This is a genomic window from Blautia sp. 1001283B150304_161114_C9 (assembly GCF_015668165.1).
Taxonomy (GTDB): domain Bacteria; phylum Bacillota; class Clostridia; order Lachnospirales; family Lachnospiraceae; genus Blautia_A; species Blautia_A wexlerae.
In genome coordinates, this window is the sequence record NZ_JADPGO010000013.1 from 27,054 (window position 1) to 50,961 (window position 23,908).

At 42.5% G+C, this 23,908-nt stretch carries 20 protein-coding genes; all 20 read left to right on the forward strand.

Features of this window, described 5'->3' with window-relative positions; all coding sequences use genetic code 11:
- The first annotated feature begins 50 nt into the window (after positions 1-50).
- Positions 51-2,726: a sensor histidine kinase gene (locus tag I4V44_RS08515; protein WP_196002597.1), complete on the forward strand. Its 2,676-nt coding sequence runs from the start codon at positions 51-53 to the stop codon at positions 2,724-2,726.
- A 145-nt stretch (positions 2,727-2,871) separates the two neighbouring features.
- Positions 2,872-3,582: an acyl-[acyl-carrier-protein] thioesterase gene (locus I4V44_RS08520; protein WP_008707812.1), complete on the forward strand. Its 711-nt coding sequence runs from the start codon at positions 2,872-2,874 to the stop codon at positions 3,580-3,582.
- 207 nt (positions 3,583-3,789) lie between these two features.
- The gene (gene rhaD, locus I4V44_RS08525; RefSeq protein ID WP_055060114.1) at positions 3,790-4,620 is read left to right on the forward strand and encodes a rhamnulose-1-phosphate aldolase; all 831 of its coding nucleotides are present in this window, start codon (positions 3,790-3,792) and stop codon (positions 4,618-4,620) included.
- 151 nt (positions 4,621-4,771) lie between these two features.
- A complete protein-coding gene (locus I4V44_RS08530; protein ID WP_008707810.1) occupies positions 4,772-5,464 on the forward strand; it encodes an L-ribulose-5-phosphate 4-epimerase in 693 nt (230 codons plus the stop codon).
- A gap of 420 nt (positions 5,465-5,884) precedes the next feature.
- On the forward strand, positions 5,885-7,111 hold the full coding sequence (locus I4V44_RS08535; protein WP_020993324.1) for a hypothetical protein: 1,227 nt from the start codon (positions 5,885-5,887) through the stop codon (positions 7,109-7,111).
- On the forward strand, positions 7,101-7,919 hold the full coding sequence (locus tag I4V44_RS08540; protein ID WP_008707808.1) for an alpha/beta hydrolase: 819 nt from the start codon (positions 7,101-7,103) through the stop codon (positions 7,917-7,919). The genes I4V44_RS08535 and I4V44_RS08540 overlap by 11 nt, the downstream gene beginning before the upstream one ends.
- Before the next feature lie 234 nt (positions 7,920-8,153).
- Entirely contained in the window at positions 8,154-8,993 is an 840-nt protein-coding gene (locus I4V44_RS08545) for a CvfB family protein (protein WP_008707806.1), read from the forward strand.
- A gap of 58 nt (positions 8,994-9,051) precedes the next feature.
- Positions 9,052-12,519 (forward strand): DNA polymerase III subunit alpha, encoded by a 3,468-nt coding sequence (locus tag I4V44_RS08550; protein ID WP_008707805.1) that lies wholly within the window; start codon positions 9,052-9,054, stop codon positions 12,517-12,519.
- A gap of 72 nt (positions 12,520-12,591) precedes the next feature.
- Positions 12,592-13,590, forward strand: coding sequence for a 6-phosphofructokinase (pfkA, locus tag I4V44_RS08555; protein ID WP_020993323.1), 999 nt, complete (start codon positions 12,592-12,594; stop codon positions 13,588-13,590).
- 3 nt (positions 13,591-13,593) lie between these two features.
- Positions 13,594-14,988 (forward strand): TrkH family potassium uptake protein, encoded by a 1,395-nt coding sequence (locus I4V44_RS08560; protein ID WP_020993322.1) that lies wholly within the window; start codon positions 13,594-13,596, stop codon positions 14,986-14,988.
- Positions 14,989-15,062: 74 nt separating this feature from the next.
- Positions 15,063-15,716 carry a potassium channel family protein gene (locus I4V44_RS08565; RefSeq protein ID WP_008707798.1) on the forward strand — a complete coding sequence of 218 codons (654 nt, stop codon included), beginning with the start codon at positions 15,063-15,065 and terminating at the stop codon, positions 15,714-15,716.
- Positions 15,717-15,725: 9 nt separating this feature from the next.
- A complete protein-coding gene (locus I4V44_RS08570; RefSeq protein ID WP_008707796.1) occupies positions 15,726-16,499 on the forward strand; it encodes a TrmH family RNA methyltransferase in 774 nt (257 codons plus the stop codon).
- 20 nt (positions 16,500-16,519) lie between these two features.
- A complete protein-coding gene (locus I4V44_RS08575; protein WP_008707795.1) occupies positions 16,520-16,954 on the forward strand; it encodes an NfeD family protein in 435 nt (144 codons plus the stop codon).
- Positions 16,955-16,956: 2 nt separating this feature from the next.
- Positions 16,957-17,898 (forward strand): SPFH domain-containing protein, encoded by a 942-nt coding sequence (locus I4V44_RS08580; protein ID WP_008707794.1) that lies wholly within the window; start codon positions 16,957-16,959, stop codon positions 17,896-17,898.
- 36 nt (positions 17,899-17,934) lie between these two features.
- A complete protein-coding gene (gene argF / locus I4V44_RS08585) occupies positions 17,935-18,936 on the forward strand; it encodes an ornithine carbamoyltransferase (protein ID WP_008707793.1) in 1,002 nt (333 codons plus the stop codon).
- Positions 18,936-19,739, forward strand: coding sequence for a biotin--[acetyl-CoA-carboxylase] ligase (locus tag I4V44_RS08590; protein ID WP_008707792.1), 804 nt, complete (start codon positions 18,936-18,938; stop codon positions 19,737-19,739). The genes argF and I4V44_RS08590 overlap by 1 nt, the downstream gene beginning before the upstream one ends.
- Before the next feature lie 38 nt (positions 19,740-19,777).
- A complete protein-coding gene (locus I4V44_RS08595; RefSeq protein WP_008707791.1) occupies positions 19,778-20,143 on the forward strand; it encodes a DUF6145 family protein in 366 nt (121 codons plus the stop codon).
- Positions 20,144-20,195: 52 nt separating this feature from the next.
- Positions 20,196-21,155 (forward strand): tRNA dihydrouridine synthase DusB, encoded by a 960-nt coding sequence (dusB, locus tag I4V44_RS08600; protein ID WP_044951790.1) that lies wholly within the window; start codon positions 20,196-20,198, stop codon positions 21,153-21,155.
- 225 nt (positions 21,156-21,380) lie between these two features.
- On the forward strand, positions 21,381-21,863 hold the full coding sequence (gene greA, locus I4V44_RS08605) for a transcription elongation factor GreA (RefSeq protein ID WP_008707789.1): 483 nt from the start codon (positions 21,381-21,383) through the stop codon (positions 21,861-21,863).
- Between the two features lie 399 nt (positions 21,864-22,262).
- Positions 22,263-23,908: lysine--tRNA ligase (lysS, locus tag I4V44_RS08610; RefSeq protein WP_196002598.1), on the forward strand; the 1,646-nt coding region annotated here is incomplete at its 3' end.

A 23,908-nucleotide genomic window follows, 5' to 3' on the forward strand; every position in this document is an offset into this window, starting at 1 on the left:
CTTGACCTAAATCAAGTAACGGAGCGAATGCAAAGGAAAGGGACAAAATTATGAAGGGAAAAGGATACAGGAGCAATGTTGCCAAGGCGGTCTGGATCGTGATCGTACATCTGGCGGCTGTGGCAGCTGTGATATGTGCAGCATTTTTTGTAATGATTTATCAGACGGGAATCCGTCTGGATGACAGAGGGAAAAGTTACATTCAGTCAGAGGGATTCAGGGAGCGTCTGAATTCCAGAGGTACGGATATTCTGGAAAGTCTGTCAGCAAAAGAGGATATAAATTACCTTACAAATGCAGGTTCATCGGCAGTGATTGATCTGGCAGAATTTAAGGAAAAGGAAATCAACCGTGATTCGTTGAGGGAGCTTTCTTTTAAGAATACATCTGGCGTGGCATATTCGGTAAAAGATCTGCTGGAGTGGGCGCAGGACTGGGCAGGAGTTGGAGAGAGATATGATGATGGAGGAAGCTTTGGCGATATAGGACAGTTTATCCAGTGTAAGACCTCGGATGGAAGCAGTCATTATTTTAATTTAAATGATTTTAAAAAACTGGTGACAGATGGGTTGTTAAAGGTTAATTATGATCAGGATATCATGGAAGAGTATGATGATTCCTATGAGACAAAATTTGCAGAAAAAACAGAGAAACAGAAAATAGATGCGGCCATTGAACTGGGCTACTGGAGCGATTCGGATAGCCGAAGTCTGGGTAGTATTACAGACAAAGAACATAATACAGAATATCCGGAATTTTATTTGCAGGAGATATGGTGTTTTACAGAGGAATTTAAACCTCAGGGTGCGGAAAGTCTTCCGGATGCAGTCAATTCCAGTACGGAATGGAATGGAAAACTTGAGGATGCCTATAGTGAACTGGCCAAGGTTGTGGACTGTATCAGAACTGTTCAGGATGATATAAATGTCAGTGACTGTGCCATATCACTTACGTCTGTATACCATACGTCCGGAGACTATGAGGAAGGGAGTACCAATCTCACATATCTTTTCGCAGATAAAGAGAAAAAGACAATCTATACAAACAGAAAAGCATACAGCAGCTATTCACAGCTGGAGCAGAACCTTGAGAAAATATTTAAGGAAAAAGCATATGCAGTTGTTTACCCGGAATTAAGTGAGTGTGTTACAAATATTCCGGATGCAGATCTGCAGGTGTGGAATCATACCATTGATCAGAGCTTTGACACAAAGGATTTTGTGTTTGCAGTTTCGGTTGATACGAAATTTTCTGTGGCAGATTCCATGGCTGATGAGGCAGAGAACTATGAGACATATTCAAAGCTTATGTTTCCGATGCTGGCAGGAGCAATCTTCGGAAGTGTGCTCTGGCTGATCGGTATGGTGTGGCTGACTGTGACAGCAGGAAGGAAACCGAAGGATGAAGAAATCCATCTGAATGGATTTGACAGATGGTATACAGAAATTGCGGCAGGAGCAGTGATCGGTATATGGCTGGCAGGAACGATCATATCGGGAACGTTGATCGCCAACTCATCATTGGGTTACAGTCATGCAGTGGTGACAGTGATTGTTACCTGTCTCATATGTGGGACTTATACAATGGCATGGTTCCTGATCGGATATCTCAGTCTGGTAAGAAGAATAAAAGCAGGAACCTTATGGAAAAACAGTCTGATTAGAACAGTTCTGAAATGGATTGGAAAATGCAGTGGGAAGCTTTCCGATTTTGCCAGAGCTTTTTCCAGAAATACAGCAGAAAAAATAAAAGTTCTGCTTGTGGGAGGAGCATTTTTATTCTTGCAGTTCCTGATCATTGGTTGCGGATTCACAGGTGCAGGAGTATTCCTGATAATATTACTGATCGTAGATGCGGCTGCGGTGATTTTTATCATCAGAAAAGCGGATGGGCTGGATCTTATTATGGATGGTCTGAAGAAAATAAGCGATGGAGAACTGCAATATAAGATCAAAACAGATACACTTACAGGAAAACAGAAGGTGATGGCAGAATATATTAACAATATTGGCAGTGGTCTGGATGCTGCTGTGGAGAACAGCCTGAAAAAGGAAAGAATGCAGACAGAGCTGATCACAAATGTTTCCCATGATCTGAAAACACCTTTGACTTCCATTATTAATTATGTAGATTTGATGAAACGTGAGAACCCGACAGATCCGAAAATACAGGAATATCTTCGCATCCTGGATGAGAAATCCCAGAGACTGAAGGTGCTCACAGAGGATGTGGTAGAGGCATCCAAGGCAAGCACCGGAAACATCAAACTGGAGATGAATGATATTGATTTTGTGGAAATGGTGCAGCAGGTGATCGGAGAATTTGAAGAGAAATTCCAGGAGAAGAACCTGACTATGATGGTACATTTCACAGACGAACCGTCCATTATTTACGCAGACGGCCAGAGAATGTGGCGTGTTCTGGAAAACGTATTCGGCAATGTTGTGAAGTACGCAATGGAGGGCACCAGAGTTTACGCAGAGATCAGCAACAGAAATAAAAAAGTAACCTTTTCCCTGAAAAATATTTCAGCACAGCCTTTGAATATCTCTGCGGATGAACTGACAGAACGGTTTATCAGAGGAGATGTGGCGAGAAATACAGAAGGAAGCGGACTGGGACTCTCTATCGCAAAGAGCCTGACAGAGCTGCAGGGAGGTGAGTTTAAGCTATACCTGGATGGGGATCTGTTTAAGGTGATGATCACATTTGCGGCAAAGAATTGAAGTAAGTGATATAAGGTAGAACAAAGATAAGGCATAAAACAGTTTATAAAAAACTGTTTTATGCCTTATACTTTTGGCTTGTTATAATAATAGAAAAGAAGTATATTAAAAAATCATAGCGACATAAGAAAAGGGGACATAAAAAATGAATTACAGTTTTAACAGCAGAGTCAGATACAGTGAGACAGGTGAGAACGGCAAACTGACATTACCGGGTGTTTTGAATTATTTTCAGGATTGCTGTACATTTCATGCGGAGTCGGTCGGGCTTGGAGGAGACGTGCTGAAGGCAAGAGACAGAGCGTGGGTTCTTTCTTCCTGGCAGGTAATTGTGGATGAATATCCTGCTATGGGAACGGAAATCAGGATCACGACAGCACCTTATGATTTCAAAGGATTCATGGGTATGCGTAATTTCACCATAGAAACAATGGATGGGAAGAAGCTTGCCTGGGCGAACTCCAACTGGACACATCTGGCCATCAGTACAGGGATTCCGGTGAGATTGACACCTGCAGATACAGACAATTACATACTCGGCGAAAAGCTGGAAATGGATTATGCACCGAGGAAAATCAAACTTCCGGATGACATGACTTCACAGGAATCATTCACAGTGCAGAAGCATCATCTTGACACTAATCATCATGTAAACAACTGTCAGTATATCTGTATGGCAGAAGATTTCCTGCCGGAAGATTTCAAAGTATACCAGATGCGTGCAGAGTATAAGATGCAGGCAAAACTTGGAGATATAATCTGCCCGAAAGCAAAAGCAGAAACAGGAAAGGTGATTGTATCGCTTGATGATACAGACGGAAAAGCATACGCAATTATAGAATTTCAGCAAAAATAACGGTAAAAATCTTCTGAACAGGATGAATAGCAGGACAGAATTGACAAAGATATTTCGGAATTGATGTGTGGTTTTGTGAGAGATTTTTTGAATAAATTATTTACAAACAACAAGAAACAATATATAATACATTCATAAACAACAAGAAACAATATATTGTTAAAAACAAACAACATAAAACCACAAAAAGCGGAGGAGATATATATTATGAAAATTCTGGAATCTAAATTTGTACAGGGATTTATCAAAATGGCAAATGACGGTTATCTTCAGGGATGGCATGAGAGAAATGGCGGAAACTTAAGCTATCGTCTGAAACCGGAGGAAGTAGAGATGATTCGTCCCCGTCTGAATGCAACTGGAGAATGGATACCGATCGGGGTAGAGGTTCCGGGATTAGCAGGAGAGTTTTTCCTTGTAACGGGAAGCGGTAAATATTTCAGAAATATTATCGTGGATCCGGAAGTATGTCTTGCGATCATTGAACTGGATGAGACAGGAACAAATTACAGAATCCGCTGGGGCCTGGTTGAGGGCGGCAGACCTACCAGTGAGCTTCCGACTCATCTGATGAATCATGAAGTGAAGAAGAAACTGACAAACGGAAAACATCGTGTTATTTATCATGCACATACGACAAATACAATTGCTCTGACATTTGTTCTGCCACTGGATGATAAGATCTTTACAAGAGAGTTATGGGAATCTGCTACAGAGTGTCCGGTTGTATTCCCGGACGGCGTAGGTGTTGTCGGCTGGATGGTACCGGGTGGAAGAGAAATTGCCATAAAAACAGCAGAATTAATGAAGAAATATGATGTTGTTATCTGGGCACATCATGGAATGTTCTGCTCAGGTGAAGATTTTGACCTGACATTTGGTCTGCTCCATACGGTAGAAAAATCTGCAGAGATCCTGGTGAAGATTCTTTCTATGACTCCAAATAAACTTCAGACTATTACACCGGACAATTTCCGTTCACTTGCAAAAGATTTCAAGGTAAGTCTGCCTGAAGAGTTTTTGTATGAGAAACAGTAAAATAATCAACATACAAGTTGGTACATGTACCGTACAAGTGCTATAATACAGATATTAAGAGATTTTCCGGGTGGGATATGCAGAAAAAAGCCGGAACATCTGAAAGCTGTTGTAAAAGAATATCTGAAAAGCAAAAGGAGAGGTACGAATCATGCTGGAGAAATTAAAAGAGGAAGTTTACAAAGCAAACATGGATCTTCCAAAATACGGACTTGTTACATTTACATGGGGAAATGTAAGCGGAATCGACAGAGAATCAGGACTTTTTGTCATCAAACCAAGTGGAGTTGATTATGATCTGCTGACACCGGATGATATGGTTGTTGTAGACCTGAATGGAAATAAGGTAGAAGGAAAATATAATCCATCTTCTGATACAGCAACTCATGTAGAACTGTACAAAGCATTCCCGAATATCGGAGGAGTTGTACATACACATTCTTCATGGGCAACAAGCTGGGCACAGGCCGGAAGAGCAATCCCATGTTATGGAACCACACATGCAGATTATATTTATGGTGAGGTTCCATGTGCACGCTGTCTGGAAGGCAAAGAATTTGAAGAATATGAGAAAAATACAGGACTTCTGATCGTAGACCTGTTTAAGGACAAAGATTATGAAGCAGTACCTGCAGTACTTTGCAAAAACCATGGACCATTTGCATGGGGCAAGGATGCTCATGAAGCAGTACATAATGCAGTTGTTCTTGAGGAAGTTGCCAAGATGGCATCCCGCTGTGAGCTGATCAATCCACAGGTAAAACCTGCACCACAGGATCTGCAGGATAAGCACTACTTCAGAAAACATGGTGCAAATGCATATTATGGACAGGGAAATAAATAATTGCTGATCTGAAAATAAAAGATATGAATTTGTTAAAGATATAAAAAATCTCCCGGATAAGAGTAAGCGCTTCTCTTATCCGGGAGATTTTTTGTAGCAGAAGAAACAAGGAAAATTCTTCTGCCATATTGCAGAAAGTCCGGGCAATTTTCTGCAACTTTATCGAAGGAGGAGAACGTTTCAGGGCAGACCGTTAGCATGAATGAAAAAGATGTCATGATCCTTGAAAGATAATAACAGCTGAACTTTAATATTGTATGGTTCGTTTAATTTGCAGTAAACGGGACAGCAACATTTTATTTTGCACCTTAACAATTACATATATTTACCTTATAATGAACTCATAAGAAAATGCAAGAAATTAGGTTGATATACCGGAATAGTAACAGTAAGGATTTCAGACAACCGGAGGAAATGCATATGAAAGAGCAGCAGGAAAAAATAAGAGTATTAGATCCACATATAATACTGATATTATTTATATCAGCGTTTGTATTCGGCATAGGAATTCTGATGATTTTCCTGGAAAGAAAGGAAATAAGAACAGAGGGATATGAATTTATAATTTTTAGTGTGGAAATATTAATGTTGCTGTTAATCTTGTATTATATGAGAACTGTTGTGCTGAGCAGAGAAGGCTGTACGGTATCCTGGCTGTTTTGGAAGAGAAATTATAAATGGGAAGAGCTTGCTGTTATCAGAGAGGATGTCTGGTATACATATGGTAAGGGAGGGAGCATACGTTATCAGGGGATTGTATTTTCCAAATATGCAGTAAATAAGAAGAAAAAGAAATATACTACCAGGATGATCGTTGATGCGTTTCCGCTTTCAGATTGTTTTTACATTACTTTTGATGAACATGGCAATGTTTTTTCTTATAAATTAGAAAAAGGAAAAAAGCAAGTTATTAGAAAAATGTACGTAAATGTTCGTGAAAAAATGAAGGAATGGGGAGTGGAGGCAGAAAAAGGAGAGGGAATAAAAGAAGAAGAAAAACAAAGACAATATGATGAAATGATAGAATTGAGGAGGCAACAAAGAAAAAAAATTCAAAGCAAAGGAGCAGACTGTACAAATTTAAAAGAATATCAGCAAGAAGTAATAAAGATCAGATATTTTTTGCAGATAACCATGGTAATACTTATTACGGTACTGCTTATTTGGACAGGGCTGTCTGCTGAAGAGGGAGAAAGAATTCCAATATTGATTCTTGAGTTTTTGATTGATGCACCATTATTGTTTTTCTCTTCAAAAGTCGTAACATTAAGTAAAGAAGGCTGCAAAATATCGTATCTGTTTTTCAAAAAAATGTATAAATGGGAAGAACTTGAAATTATACGTGAAGATTATTTTCCAAGTTTCCGAGACAGGAGAAGCAGAGGGATTGTTTTTTCTAAAAGAAAAAAGAATAAAGCAGGATATATATATACAACACGGGAAATTGTAGGATCAGGTCATATTTTAGAGTGTTTTTATATTGTTCTTGATGCAGATGGAAATATACATTTATATAAGCGTCTGGCAGCAAAGGATGGCAAAACAAAACTGAGAAAAGTAGCTGTAAATATTCCCCAAAAATTAGCGGAATGGGGAGTAGAAATGGAAAAAATGATGAAATATACAGGAGGAACTTATGATTTATAAGAAGATTGAAATTGCAGTAGACGGATATAAAGAAACTGCAGATTTATACACTTATTTTCTGGATAATTCCATTGAAATGCATATCAACAGAAAGCGTCCGGTAGTTGTGATCTGCCCGGGAGGCGGGTATGCTATGACTTCTGACAGAGAAGCAGAACCGATCGCCATGCAGTATCTGGTAAGGGGATATCATGCAGTGATCCTGCGCTATAGCGTAGAACCTGCCAGATATCCACTGGCACTCTTGCAGCTTGCGAAGTCTGTTGCTTTTTTAAGAAAAAATGCTGCAGAGTTTCATATTGATACGAATAAAATTGTTCTGCAGGGCTTTTCCGCAGGTGGTCATCTGGCAGCAAGTCTTGGCGTTTTCTGGAAGAAAGATTTTATTGCACAGACACTTGGGGTAACTTCTGATATGGTGAAACCAAATGGTATGATCTTAAGTTATCCGGTGATCACTTCCGGTGAGTTTGCACATACAGGTTCCTTTGAATGCTTGCTTGGAGAGGATTATAATGATCTTGATAAGAGAAAAGAACAGTCTCTGGAATTCCAGGTATCTAAAGATACACCAACCACATTCCTGTGGCATACAGTGACAGATGATTGTGTTCCTGTAGAGAATTCTCTGTTGTTCTTCAATGCGTTGCGCAAATTTGAAATTCCGGTAGAAATGCATCTTTATCCGGTTGGCGGACATGGTTTAAGTCTTGCAAACGAAGAGACAAGCAACGAAGACGGCGGCTGTGTACAGAAAGAATGCCAGTCCTGGATAGAACTGGCATGCAAGTGGATGCAGAATATATAATACACGATAAAGAATCTGTCTGAGTGTATGTGAAATTGAATTGGAATAAAATACATCCTGATCTATAGTGAACAGTAACGTAAAATAAGATAATAAAAAATAATAAGGCGGCATTGTGCCGCCTTTATTATTTATGTTATACTGAAATATAAAGCTAATGTCAGAGGATGATGACAGTATAGTATATTTTTAATTTTTTTAAAAAGATACTATCACAACAGAAATGGAGATTATATGATAGAGTTAGGAAAAAAACAGAAATTAACAGTAGTGAAGTCCGTAGATTTTGGTGTATATCTGGGTGAGGATATGCAGGCAGATGCAAAGAACCGTGTTCTTCTTCCGTCCAGACAGGTTCCGGAAGGAACAAAGGAAGGCGACAGCATTGAAGCATTTATCTACAAGGATTCTCAGGATCGTCTTATTGCAACAACAAAAGAACCGAAGCTTCAGGTAGGTCAGACAGCAGTTCTGAAAGTCTCTCAGGTAACAAGGATTGGTGCATTCCTTGACTGGGGACTGGAGAAAGACCTTCTGCTTCCATATCATGAGCAGACTCTGAAAGTAAGAGAGGGAGAAGATGTGCTGGTAGCACTCTATATTGACAAGAGCAGTCGTCTCTGCGCAACTATGAAGGTTTATCATTATCTTTCCACCAGAACTCCTTATGTAGTGGGAGATATGGTGAAAGGTCGTGTTTATGAGATCAGCGACAGATTCGGTGTATTTGTGGCAGTTGATGATAAATATTCTGCACTGATCCCTGCAAGAGAAGCCAAGGGAAAATACCGTCCGGGCAAGATTCTGGAGCTGCGTGTCAGCGAAGTAAAAGAAGACGGAAAAATGAATGTCACAGACCGCCAGAAGGCATACCTGCAGATCAATGAGGATGCGGAGAATGTCCTTGAAGTGATCAATGAGTTTGCAGGTGTTCTTCCATTTGATGACAAGGCATCACCGGAAGTAATCCAGAGAGAATTCGGCCTGAGTAAGGGAGCGTTTAAACGTGCTATTGGTCATCTGATGAAAGAAGGCAAAGTAGAGATTAAGGACAAGAGAATCTACGCGAAATAATAACAGTAAAAATATACTGCGATAAAATTGCAGATATTAGAACAGGAGAGAAATAGAGTTGGAGTTTACACATCTTCACGTCCATACAGAATACAGTCTGCTGGATGGTTCCAATAAGATAAAAGAATATGTAGCCCGTGTCAAAGAACTTGGCATGGACAGTGCGGCGATCACAGATCATGGAGTTATGTATGGTGTGATTGATTTTTATCGTGCAGCAAGAGCCGAGGGAATCAATCCGATTCTGGGATGTGAGGTTTATGTAGCCCCCGGCTCCCGATTTGACCGTGAAGCAGGAAGCGGCGAAGACAGATATTACCACCTGGTTCTTCTGGCAGAGAATAATCAGGGTTATGCAAATCTGATGAAAATTGTGTCCAAGGGTTTTACAGAAGGATTCTATTATAAACCGCGAGTAGATCTTGCGGTATTAAAAGAGTACCATGAAGGGATTATTGCCTTAAGTGCCTGCCTTGCAGGTGAAGTGGCCAGGTATCTTCAGAGAGGAATGTACGAAGATGCAAAGGCAGCAGCTCTTCGTTATCAGGATATTTTTGGCAAAGGGAATTTCTTCCTGGAATTACAGGATCATGGAATCCCTGCGCAGAGACTGGTAAATCAGGAGCTTCTCCGTATGCACGAAGAAACAGGGATTGACCTTGTGGCAACCAATGATGTGCATTATACAAGGGCGGAGGATGCTGATCCTCATGATATTCTTCTCTGTCTGCAGACAAACAAGAAACTGGCAGACGAGGACAGAATGCGTTATGAGGGCGGCCAGTATTATGTGAAATCCCCGGAAGAAATGGCAGAACTTTTCCCATATGCTTTGGAGGCCCTGGAGAATACTCATAAGATTGCACAGAGATGTCATGTTGAGATTGAATTTGGCGTGACCAAGCTTCCAAGATTCGATGTGCCGGATGGTCTTACATCCTGGGAATATCTGAACAAGCTATGCTTCGAGGGACTGGAGGAACGTTATCAGCCGGTTACAGAGGAATTAAAAGCTCGTCTGAATTACGAATTATCTACTATAAAAAATATGGGCTACGTGGATTACTTCCTTATAGTATGGGATTTTATTAAATATGCCCGCGATCATGACATTATGGTAGGACCGGGACGTGGCTCTGCAGCGGGAAGTCTGGTTGCTTATACCTTGGGCATCACACAGCTTGATCCTATTCGCTATGATCTGCTCTTTGAGCGATTTCTGAATCCGGAACGAGTATCTATGCCTGATATTGACGTTGACTTCTGCTTCGAAAGAAGGCAGGAGGTTATTGAATATGTCCGCCGTAAATATGGGGATGATTGTGTGGTTCAGATTGTTACTTTTGGTACGCTGGCAGCCCGTGGTGTGATCCGGGATGTGGGCCGTGTACTGGATATGCCTTATGCACAGGTGGATTCCATTGCGAAAATGATCCCGCAGGAATTAAATATTACTATAGATAAAGCCCTTACTATGAACCCTGAGCTGAAAAAAGCATATGAAGAGCAGGATGAAATTCATTATCTGATCGATATGGCAAGACGTCTGGAGGGACTTCCCAGACATACCTCCATGCATGCGGCAGGTGTTGTTATCAGCCAGAAGGACGTATCAGAATATGTACCGCTTTCCAGAGCATCAGACGGGTCTATTGTCACTCAGTTTACCATGACAACACTGGAAGAATTGGGACTTTTAAAAATGGACTTCCTGGGACTTCGTACTCTGACTGTGATCCAGAATGCAGTAAAGCTGATCCAGAAGGATGCAGGAGTGACTCTGGACATGCAGAAGATTAATTATGATGATAAAAAGGTTTTGGATTCCCTCGGCACCGGTCGTTCTGATGGTGTATTTCAGCTTGAAAGTGCGGGAATGAAAAATTTCATGAAGGAACTGAAGCCTCAGAGTCTGGAAGATGTGATCGCAGGAATTTCTCTTTACCGCCCGGGCCCCATGGATTTTATCCCTCAGTATATCCGGGGCAAAAACCGTCCGGATACCATCCGTTACGACTGCCCTCAGCTGGAGCCGATCCTGAAGCCTACTTATGGGTGTATTGTCTATCAGGAACAGGTTATGCAGATCGTTCGTAACCTGGCAGGTTATACTCTGGGCCGAAGCGACCTGGTGCGCCGTGCAATGTCCAAAAAGAAGGCCTCTGTCATGGAAAAGGAGCGCCAGAACTTTGTTTACGGAAATGAAGCAGAGGGAGTTCCAGGCTGTATTGCAAATGGAATTGATGAGGCAACGGCAAATAAAATCTATGATGAAATGATTGATTTCGCCAAATATGCTTTTAATAAGTCCCATGCAGCAGCCTATGCAGTTGTTTCCTATCAGACTGCATATCTGAAATATTACTATCCTGTGGAATTTATGGCCGCATTAATGACATCGGTTATTGATTTTCCCAATAAGGTTGCAGAATATATTCTGGTCTGCAGACAGATGGGGATTAAGATCCTGCCGCCGGATGTGAATTGTGGAATGTATGGATTCTCTGTAGATAACGGTGCGATCCGATATGGTCTGTCCGCTATAAAGAGTGTGGGACGTCCGGTTATTGAAAGCCTGGTAAGAGAGAGGGAAGAGAACGGACAATATCGTTCCCTGAAGGATTTTATGGAACGAAACTCTCCGCAGATGAATAAGCGAGCAGTAGAAAACTTTATCAAAGCAGGTGCACTGGATTGCCTGGATGGTAACCGCCGCCAGAAAATGCTGGTTTATCAGAAGATTTCAGACAGTATCAGTCAGGATAAGAAGAATTCACTGGCAGGCCAGATGAGCCTTTTTGATCTGGTAAGCGAGGAGGACAAAAAAGAATTTGAAATCCGTATGCCCGATGTGGAGGAATTCGGAAAAGAGGAACTTCTGGGATATGAGAAGGAAGTTCTGGGAATCTACCTCAGTGGTCATCCTCTGGAAAATTACCGGGGAATGATGGAGAAAACCATTTCTGCGAAAACCTCTGATTTTCAGCAGGATGAAGAAACAAATCTTCCGAAAGTCATGGATGGTCAGAAAGTAATTATCGGTGGAATGATTACGGATAAAACCATCAAATATACAAAGAATAATAAGGTTATGGCATTCCTCACAGTGGAGGATCTGGTAGGAACAGTGGAGGTAGTTGTGTTCCCCAGAGATTATGAGAAAAGTCAGCAGTTCCTGAATGAAGAAGGCAGAGTATTTATTCAGGGCAGAGTATCTGCAGAGGACGATCGCGCTAGTAAACTGATCCTTGAAAAAATCCGTCCCTTTGACAATATGCCAAGGGAAATCTGGATACAGTTTGACAATAAAGAAAGCTACACACAGCAATCTCAGGAACTGCTTGCAGACCTCAGACGTTCACCGGGTGACAGTGCTGTTGTGATCTACCTGAAAGACGTAAAGGCCATAAAGAAGCTTCCGGTTGGATATCATGCACAAATTCAGGACTCATGGCTGAACTATATGTACGAAAAATATGGTAAAACCAATGTTAAAGTTGTAGAAAGAGGATTGAAAAACTTATAGAAATGCGCTAAACTATACCCGAATATGTGTATAGTAAAAATGAGATAGATTCAGAAGATGGAGGAAGAAAAGATGGCAGAAAACAAGATAAAAACCATTGGTGTCCTTACCAGCGGTGGTGACGCACCTGGAATGAATGCTGCAATTCGTGCAGTTGTCAGAAGAGGTTTAAGCAATGGATTAAATGTAAAAGGTATTCTGAAAGGATATAATGGTCTGTTAAACGAAGAGATTATTGACATGAGCGCAAAAGATGTATCTGATACAATCGAACGTGGAGGTACAATCCTTTATACAGCACGTTGTGCAGAATTCCGTACAGAAGAAGGCCAGAAACGTGGAGCAGAGATCTGCAGAAAACATGGAATTGACGGACTTGTTGTCATCGGTGGTGACGGATCCTTCGCAGGTGCTCAGAAGCTTGCGAATCTCGGAATCAATACAATCGGTCTTCCCGGAACAATCGACCTTGACATTGCATGTACAGAATATACCATCGGATTTGATACAGCTGTAAACACAGCAATGGAAGCAATTGATAAAGTACGTGATACTTCCACTTCTCATGAGAGATGCAGTATCATCGAGGTTATGGGACGTGGTGCAGGATATATTGCTCTGTGGTGCGGTATTGCCAACGGTGCTGAGGACGTTCTGGTTCCTGAAAAATATGACTATGATGAGCAGAAGCTGATCAATAACATTATCGAGAGTCGTAAGAAAGGCAAAAAGCATCACATCATCATCAATGCAGAAGGTATCGGTCATTCTGAAGCAATGGCAAAACGTATCGAAGCTGCCACAGGTATCGAAACACGTGCTACAATCCTTGGACACATGCAGCGTGGTGGAAGCCCGACATGTAAAGACCGTGTATATGCATCTATGATGGGTGCTCTGGCTGTAGACCTTCTTATTGCAGGCAAGACATGCCGCGTTGTCGGATATCGTCACGGTGAATTCGTAGACTTCGATATCAATGAAGCACTTGCTATGCAGAAGGGTATCTCTGACTATCAGTGGGAAGTATGCCAGTCACTTTCTCATAACTATGATAAAAACAACAAATAACAAATGAATAAAAAGATGCAGTTATATAACAGACTGCATAAATTAAATACTGCTCAGATAATTACCCTCGGTTTTGCGGGAGTGATTATCTTAGGGGGATTACTTCTGTGGCTGCCGTTTTGTACGGCACCCGGATACCACACATCTTTTACAGATGCCATGTTTACCGCAACCACAAGTATATGTGTAACAGGGCTTGTGACAGTTGTTACGGCAACTCACTGGACTCTGGCAGGCAAGATTATTATTCTTGTCCTGATCCAGATCGGAGGTGTGGGACTGATTTCCCTGGGCAGTATTATTTTTATAAGTCTGAGAAAGAAAATATCGCTGAGGAACCGGCGTGTTATCCAGGAGTCCTATAATATGGATAGAATGGGTGGGATGGTCAGGCTGGTGAAGAAAGTTCTGATCTGTGTGTTTGGAGCAGAAGGAATCGGTGCAGTGTGTTATGCAGTTCGATTTATTCCGCAGTTCGGTCTGGCAAAAGGTCTGGGATACTCTGTTTTTACGGCAGTATCTGCATTCTGTAATGCTGGTATTGATCTGCTGGGAGAGGACAGCCTGGCTCAGTATGTTGCTGATCCGATCGTAAACTTTACAAGTGTAGGACTGATCATTATGTCAGGACTTGGATTTGTGGTCTGGTGGGATATCTGGGATAAGATCAAACGAGTCATCAGAGGGAAACTTCCTGTGGGACGTATATTTAAAAATCTCCGTCTTCACAGTAAGATCGTGTTGATGATGACGCTGATACTTGTTGTGGGCGGTACAGTACTGATCTTTCTGTTTGATCATGGAAATCCGGAAAGTATTGGGACATATTCGCCGGGAACGAAGTGGATGGCATCTTTGTTCCAGTCAGTTACCACAAGAACAGCTGGATTTTTCACTGTAAGCCAGGAGAGATTTTCCAATGCAACTTATATGCTGTGCCTGGTATTGATGTTGATCGGCGGTTCCCCTATGGGAACAGCAGGTGGAATTAAGACAACAACAGTTGCGGTCCTTCTGCTGAGTCTGAAATCCAATCTTCAGGGAAAACGGGATGTGGAAGTACACCACAGGAGAATCAGAGACAGCTATATACGTTCTGCAATCGTAGTGACAGGTATGGTACTTACAGTACTTATTCTCATGAGTATGCTGTTGTGTGCAGCCATGCCGGAAGCACCTATAGAAGATGTTGTTTATGAAATTACATCTGCGGTTGCAACGGTAGGACTTAGCAGAGGGCTGACACCCTGCCTGAATACAGCAGGCAAATGGATCGTGATCCTGACTATGTATCTGGGAAGAATCGGTCCGCTGACTCTGGGAACTGCAGTGACTGTACGTGTACAGAAAATGCCGGCAGATTCACATCTGGCAGAAGAAGATATTATGATTGGATAGTAACGGTTCGGCAGTCAGGCGGATATTCGCAGAGGATAACGAATACATGTTCAGAAAGAGAAATGAGGAAGAAAATGAAGAACAAATCTTATGCAGTGATCGGTCTTGGGCAGTTCGGGATGACGGTAGCCCTTACTCTGGCAGAGGCGAACTGCGATGTACTTGCCATTGACGATAAAGATGATAATGTGCAGGATATCGCAGAGAAAGTTTCCTATGCTGTCAAGGCAGATGTGCGTGATCCGGGAATTCTGGAATCGTTTGGAGTTCAGAACGTAGATGTTGCGGTCATCGCAGTAGCCGAGAATATGGAGGCCAGTATTACAGCAACGATGCAGGTGAAAGAACTTGGAGTTCCTTTTGTCATGGCGAAGGCAATGAATTCTCTTCATGGCAGGATACTGGAGAAAATAGGGGCAGATAAGGTGATTTATCCTGAACATTCCATGGGTATCAGAGTTGCAAGAAATCTTCTCTCCAGTGGATTTGTCGATATGTTTGAGCTTTCTTCTGATTTCAGTATGGCAGAATTTAAGATTCCGCGGGAATGGATAGGAAAAACACTTCGGGAGCTGAAGGTCAGGGAAAAGTATAACATCAATCTGATCGGTCTGAAGCATGGCGATAAGATGAATATGAATGTGGCGCCGGATGAAGTGTTTCCGGCAGACTGCACAGTTGTTGCAGCAGGAGCAAACAGTGACCTGAATAAGGTTTCGGAAAATTGAGGATAAGATATGATCACCAGTGTAAATAACGGACAGGTAAAAAATATCATACAGCTGAACCAGAAAACAAAAGCCCGCAGAGAACAAGGGCTTTTTGTTGCAGAAGGAAGAAAAATGTTCGGCGAAGCACCTAGGGATTGGATTTCGAAGGTGTATGTATCAGAAGCTCTCAGCGGTGATGCAGAACTGATGGCTCAGGTGGAGAAACTTCCATATGAAATAGTAACAGATTCTGTTTTTCGACAGATGAGCGATACGCAGACGCCGCAGGGAATTATGACAGTGCTTAAGAAACCTTCCTATATAATGGAAGATATTCTCGGCGGGGAAAATCCGCTGGTTATGATTCTGGAAGATCTGCAGGATCCGGGAAATGCGGGAACTATTCTCCGTACAGGAGAGGGTGCCGGAGTAAGCGGAGTTCTTCTGACAAAGACCTGCGTGGATATCACAAACCCGAAGGTTATACGATCAACCATGGGTTCTGTCTACAGAATGCCTTTCCTATATGTGGAAAGTGTGGTATCATTAGCACAGGAACTGAAAGACAGAAATATCCGCACATTTGCGGCGCATCTGCATGGTAAGAACTCTTATGATCAGGAATCCTACACAGGAGGAACTGCTTTCCTGATCGGCAATGAGGGAAAAGGACTGACAGATGAAGCGGCAGACAGTGCTGATTGTCTGATACGGATTCCTATGTGTGGAAAAGTAGAATCTCTGAATGCTGCCATGGCATCCGGAATTCTCATGTATGAAGCTGCTCGTCAGAGACGATAGCAGACGAAAGGAGGAGTTTCATGCAGCCTTTGATCTGGCTTGGGATTCTTGCGTTATTGCTTGTTGTAGAGGCAATTACGGCAGGACTGACCACCATCTGGTTTGCCGGCGGCGCACTGGTCGCTGCTATTGCATGTTATGCAGGAGCGAACCTCACTGTACAGATATTGCTGTTTCTGTGTGTTTCATTGGTACTTCTCATCTTTACCAGACCACTGGCAATGAAGTACTTCAACAAAGAAACCATACAGACCAATGCAAACAGTCTGATTGGAAAGAAAGCAGTTGTGATTCAGGAGATTGACAATCTGGCGCAGACAGGCCAGGTTCGTATCAATGACATTGAATGGACTGCACGTTCTGCTGATGACGAAAAAATCGGCGAAGGCACCGTTGTAACGATCGAAGAGATCCGAGGTGTGAAACTTATCGTAAAACAGAATAAGGAGGATTAGTTATGGGCGTGGTTTTTCTGATAGTTATTATCGTTATTGCGGTATGGGTCCTTGCATCCTGCGTCCGCATTGTACCACAGGCATATGCAGTAATCCTGGAGCGTCTGGGAGCTTATCAGGCGACCTGGAGTACAGGAATTCATTTCAAGGTTCCGTTTATTGAACGAGTAGCCAGAAAGGTAAATCTGAAGGAACAGGTAGTGGATTTTCCACCGCAGCCGGTTATCACAAAGGATAACGTAACCATGCAGATTGATACTGTCGTATTCTTTCAGATCACAGATCCGAAGCTTTATACTTACGGTGTGGAGAATCCGATCATGGCAATCGAGAATCTGTCCGCAACAACCTTAAGAAATATTATCGGTGACATGGAACTGGATGAGACACTTACATCACGTGAGACGATCAATACTAAGATGAGAGCTTCTCTTGATGAAGCTACTGATCCATGGGGAATCAAGGTCAATCGTGTGGAACTGAAGAACATTATTCCTCCGGCAGCTATCCAGGATGCAATGGAGAAACAGATGAAAGCTGAGCGTGAACGTCGTGAAGCAATCCTGATCGCAGAAGGTCAGAAGAAATCTACGATCCTTGTTGCAGAAGGTAAGAAGCAATCCGCAATTCTGGATGCAGAAGCTGAGAAACAGGCAGCAATCCTCCGCGCAGAGGCTCAGAAAGAGCGTATGATCAAGGAGGCAGAAGGACAGGCTGAGGCAGTTCTGAAAGTTCAGAATGCCAATGCAGAGGGTATCCGCATGATCAGAGAGGCAGGAGCAGATGAGGCAGTTCTGACACTGAAGAGTCTGGAAGCATTTGCCAGGGCAGCAGACGGTAAGGCAACCAAGATCATTATTCCGTCGGATATTCAGGGAATCGCAGGTCTGGCAAGTTCGCTGAAAGAGATCGTCACTGATCCGAAAGCGGAGACAGACAAATAACAAAAGAGAATAAATGACATCGGGGAGAGAATTATTATGAACTTAAAAGGAAGAAACTTTCTGACACTGAAAGACTTTACACCGGAGGAGATCACATATCTTATTGATTTATCCGCAGAACTTAAAGCAAAGAAGAAAGCCGGCGAGCTTCACGAATATTACAGAGGCAAAAATATTGCACTTATTTTTGAAAAAACAAGTACAAGAACCCGTTGCTCTTTTGAGGTAGCTGCCCATGATCTTGGAATGGGAAGCACATACCTGGATCCGACAGGTTCTCAGATCGGTAAGAAAGAAAGCATTGCAGATACAGCAAGAGTTCTGGGAAGAATGTACGATGGTATCGAATATCGTGGATTTGGTCAGGAAGTCGTAGAAGAGCTTGCAAAACATGCAGGTGTTCCGGTATGGAATGGCCTTACGAACGAATATCATCCGACACAGATGATCGCTGATATGCTGACAATCCGTGAGCATTTCGGAGATTTAAAAGGACGTAAGCTTGTATACATGGGTGATGCCCGTTACAATATGGGTAATTCCCTGATGATTGCCTGCACAAAACTTGGCATGCATTTCGTAGCCTGCACAACTAAGAAATATTTCCCGAATGCAGAGTTAGTTGCTCAGTGCGAGGAATATGCAAAAGCATCCGGCGGAAGCATCACTCTGACAGAGGATGTTCAGGAAGGAACAAAGGATGCAGACGTTATCTATACAGACGTATGGGTATCCATGGGTGAGCCGGATGAGGTATGGACAGAGAGAATCCATGATCTGACACCTTATAAAGTAACAAAGGACGTTATGAAGAACGCAGGAGAGAAAGCAATCTTCCTTCACTGTCTGCCTGCATTCCATGACCTTAAGACAAAGATCGGCAAGGAAATGGGTGAGAGATTCAATCTGACAGACATGGAAGTAACAGACGAAGTATTTGAATCTGAGCAGTCCAAAGTATTTGATGAGGCAGAGAACCGTATGCATACCATCAAAGCTGTTATGGTAGCAACATTAGGAGAGCCGGAGAACAAATAATGGCACATCTGTATAATGAAGAAACAATTTCACAGGCGATAAACACAAAATGGGCGGGCAAAACCGTCCATTTTGCAAAAGAAACAGATTCTACCAATTCATGGATCAAGCGTCTGGCAAAAGATGGTGCAGAGCATGGAACTCTGGCAGTTGCGGAATTTCAGTCTGCGGGAAGAGGGCGTTTTGACAGAAGATGGGAAGCGCCGGAGGGCAGCTCTATTATGATGACACTGCTCTTACGTCCGGAATTTTCACCGCAGTATGCGTCTATGCTGACACTGGTTATGGGAATGGCAGTGGCACAGGCAGCAGAGGAACTGGGGTTTAACGTAAGTATTAAATGGCCCAATGATATTGTGATCTCTAAGAAGAAAATCTGTGGTATCCTGACCGAGATGGGAACAAATGGTGTGAAGATCAATTATGTTCTCATCGGAGTAGGAATCAATGTAAACCTGAAAGAATTTCCGGAAGAGATGCAGGACAAAGCGACTTCACTGATTCTGGAGGGCGGTCATGAATATGACAGAAATCAGGTGATTGCACTGGTGATGAAATATTTCGAGATCAACTATGAGAAATTTATCCAGACCTGTGATTTTACTCATCTGCTGGATGATTACCACAGAATCCTTGCAAATCTGAACCAGCCGGTCAGAGTGATCGATGGTGACAGAAGTTTCGAAGGAATCTGCAGGGGGATTGATGAAAAAGGTGAACTGCTTGTGGAAAGGCAGAATAAAGAAGTTGTGAAAGTCAGCGCAGGAGAGGTTTCAGTGCGTGGGCTTTACAGCTATGTATAAAGATTCTGAATAATTTCGAAAGAGGGAAACAGTAATTTATGTATCAGGACAACATTACTCTCTGCGGCGCAAGCGCCTATGAGAAGAAATTTTATTTTAATCAGGATTTCAATGCACTTCCGGATCATGTGAAGAAAGAACTTCAGATCATGTGTGTTCTTTACACAGAGGATGTAGGAGGAATCCTGACTCTGGAATTTGACGAAAACGGCAGACTTCAGTTTAAAACAGAAGCTCTGGAAGCAGATGCCCGCTACGATGAGATCGGAAGCGGACTGAAGATCAAACAGCTTCAGCAGGACAAGAAAGAACTTCTGGAATCTCTGGAAATGTATTATAAAGTATTCTTTCTCGGAGACATCCCGGAAGAAGAATTGAAGAAAACATCGGGCAGTGAGGACTGAATCCATGCAGACAAGGAATGAGCCGGTACGGGCAAGAGAACCATTCATGGAGATGCAGTGGAAAATAGGAAACGTACAGATTGATAATCCGTTTGTTCTTGCACCAATGGCAGGTGTCACAGACCTGCCATTTCGAACGCTCTGTAAAGAGCAGGGGGCCGGACTGATCTGTATGGAAATGATCAGTGCAAAAGCGATTTCTTTTCACAATAAGAACACCATTGCCCTGATGGAGATTGATCCATGTGAACACCCGGTTTCCATGCAGCTTTTTGGCAGTGAACCGGATCTTATGGCAGAGGTTGCGAAATCCATTGAGGACAGAGATTTCGATATCCTGGACATCAATATGGGATGCCCTGTGCCGAAGGTTGTCAATAACGGTGAGGGATCTGCATTATTGAAGAACCCGAATCTGATTGAAGAGATCGTTCGAAAAGTATCATCTGCAATCAGTAAACCGTTGACTGTCAAGGTGCGAATCGGATTTGAGAATGAACCGGTAGATATTGTTGAAATCGCGAAACGTATTGAGGATGCGGGAGCAGCAGCACTTGCAGTGCATGGGCGCACCAGACAGCAGTACTATTCCGGCACTGCAGACTGGGATACGATCCGCAGGGTAAAAGAAGCGATTACCATTCCTGTAATTGGAAACGGAGATGTAGATTCTCCGCTGAAAGCAGAAGCACTGGTAAAACAGACCGGATGTGATGCTGTTATGGTGGGACGTGCAGTAAGGGGAAATCCCTGGTTGTTCCGCGAACTGAACCATTATTTCCGGACAGGAGAACTGTTGGAACGCCCGTCTGTAGAGGAAATACGTGAAATGATCCTGCGTCATGCCAGAAAACAGATTGAATTAAAAGGGGAATTCGTAGGAATCCGTGAGATGCGTAAACACGTTGCCTGGTATACTGCAGGCATGCGTCACAGCGCAGGGCTCAGAAGAGAGTCAAACACCATAGAAAGTTATGAAGCTCTGGAGGCGCTTTTATCAAGATTAGCATAAAAGTTAAAACCATGTGAAATGAGAAATATAAACAATAGCAAAGGCGCTCGGAATGCTTGACAATCCGGGTGCTTTTTTGTATAATACAGAAATTGTGAATATCCTAGAATAAGTCTGCCCTTTTTCAGGTATGATGTATCAGGAAGCACATAAATCCATGTAGTGATCCGGGGCGAAAAGAAACGCAGAAGACTATACCGGATGTTGAAAGGGAGTAAGGTTATTATGGAAGAAAAGAAAAACTTACTAACTTATGCAGGACTTAAAAAATTAGAAGAAGAGCTGCATGATTTAAAGGTAGTAAAGAGAAAAGAAGTAGCAGAGAAAATTAAGGAAGCCAGAGAACAGGGCGACTTATCTGAGAATGCGGAATACGATGCAGCGAAAGACGAACAGAGAGACATTGAAGCACGTATCGAAGAAATCGAGAAGATCTTAAAGAATGCTGAAGTTGTTGTAGAGGACGAAGTAGATCTGGACAAGATCAGCGTTGGATGTAAGGTTAAAGTACACGATTTTGAATTCGAAGAAGACATCGAGCTGAAGATCGTAGGTTCCACAGAGGCTAACAGCCTTGAAGGCAAAATCTCCAACGAATCTCCCGTAGGAAAAGCACTTATCGGTGCGCATACAGGTGATGTAGTAGAAGTAGAGATGCCGGCAGGAATCATGAAATACAAAGTTCTGGAGATCCAGAGAAACGTATAAGAGACAGATGACTGAGGTGCGCGTAGAGATTTATCATGCAAAGGCATAACGCGCACCTTTCTCTGACTATATAAGCAGATAATAAGAAGACAATAAGAAGTTTGTTATTTCTTATTTTTGTCTGTATATCTGATAAATTGATATTTGAAAATACAGGATTCTGTTGAATGGAATCTTCTGTTACATCTGATATCACATGGAAATGTAGAATAAATGTAACTATTCAGTAGTCTACTATCCCGCGAGGTGTTTTGGCACGTAAGTACCAAAATCCCGAGACATACAAGCCAAAATGCCATCACCGCAGGTGATTTTTAATGCATTTTGGCTCGTAACTGTGAAGGTACTGAACAGTTACGAACAAATAATAATTATACAAGTATATAAGGAGGAACCAAGGTGGCACAGCAGAAGCAGGAACAGGATTTAAACCAGTTACTGAAGGTACGTCGCGATAAACTGGCAGATCTTCAGGCTAATGGAAAAGACCCATTTCAGATCACAAAGTTTAACCAGACTCATCACTCAATGGAAGTGAAGAGTCTTTATGAAGCACATGAGGCAGAACTTCTCAAAGATCGTGCAGAAGTAGATGTAACAGGTCTTGATGAAGAACAGGCAAAGGAAGCTGTTAAGAAAGATTATGAAGAGAGAAGAGAAATCATGGACGCAAGCCCGATCCACGTAGCGATCGCAGGCCGTATGATGTTCAAGAGAGTTATGGGTAAGGCTTCTTTCTGCAATATCCAGGATTTACAGGGAAATATTCAGGTATATGTAGCAAGAGATGCGATCGGAGCAGATTCTTATGCAGATTTTAAGAAATCCGATATCGGTGATATCTTCGGACTGGAAGGTTTTGCATTCAGAACAAGAACAGGTGAGATTTCTATCCATGCAGAAAGCATGACTCTTCTTTCCAAGAGCTTACAGATTCTTCCTGAGAAATTCCATGGACTGACAGATACAGATATGCGTTATCGTCAGAGATATGTAGACCTTATCATGAATCAGGACAGCAAGAACGTATTTATCAAACGTTCCCAGATTCTGAAAGAAATCCGTAACTTCCTTGCAGACCGTGACTTCATGGAAGTGGAAACTCCGATGCTGGTTGCAAATGCAGGCGGTGCTGCAGCAAGACCGTTTGAAACTCATTATAATGCACTGAACGAAGATGTTAAGCTTCGTATTTCTCTTGAACTTTATCTGAAGAGACTGATCGTTGGTGGTCTTGAGAGAGTTTATGAGATCGGACGTGTATTCCGTAATGAAGGTGTAGATACCCGTCATAATCCGGAGTTTACTCTGATGGAGCTTTATCAGGCATATACAGATTATGAAGGCATGATGGAACTGACTGAGTCTATGTTCCGTTATCTGGCAGAGAAGGTTTGTGGTTCTGCGAAGATTTCCTACAATGGTATCGAGATCGACCTCAGCAAACCTTTTGAACGTCTGACCATGAATGATGCGATCAAGAAATATGCAGGAATTGACTTTGATGAAGTTGCAGATGATGAAGCAGCTAAGAAGCTTGCAGATGAGCATCATATTGAATATGAAGAACGTCATAAGAAGGGTGATATCATCAACCTGTTCTTCGAGGAATACTGTGAAAAAGAACTGATCCAGCCAACATTTATCATGGATCATCCGATCGAGATTTCTCCGCTGACAAAGAAGAAACCTTCTGATCCGAATAAGGTAGAGCGTTTCGAGCTGTTCATTAATACATGGGAAATGTGTAACGCATATTCCGAGCTCAATGACCCGATTGACCAGAGAGAGCGTTTCAAAGCACAGGATGCTCTTGCTGACGCAGGAGATGAGGAAGCGAACCACACAGATGAAGACTTCCTGAATGCACTGGAGATCGGTATGCCGCCTACAGGTGGTATCGGATACGGAATCGATCGTCTGGTTATGCTGCTTACAGACAGCCAGGCAATCCGTGACGTACTGCTGTTCCCGACAATGAAGTCCCAGGGCGCTGCTAAGAACGAAGCAAACAACGTTGCGCAGGCTAAAACGGTTTCAGAAAA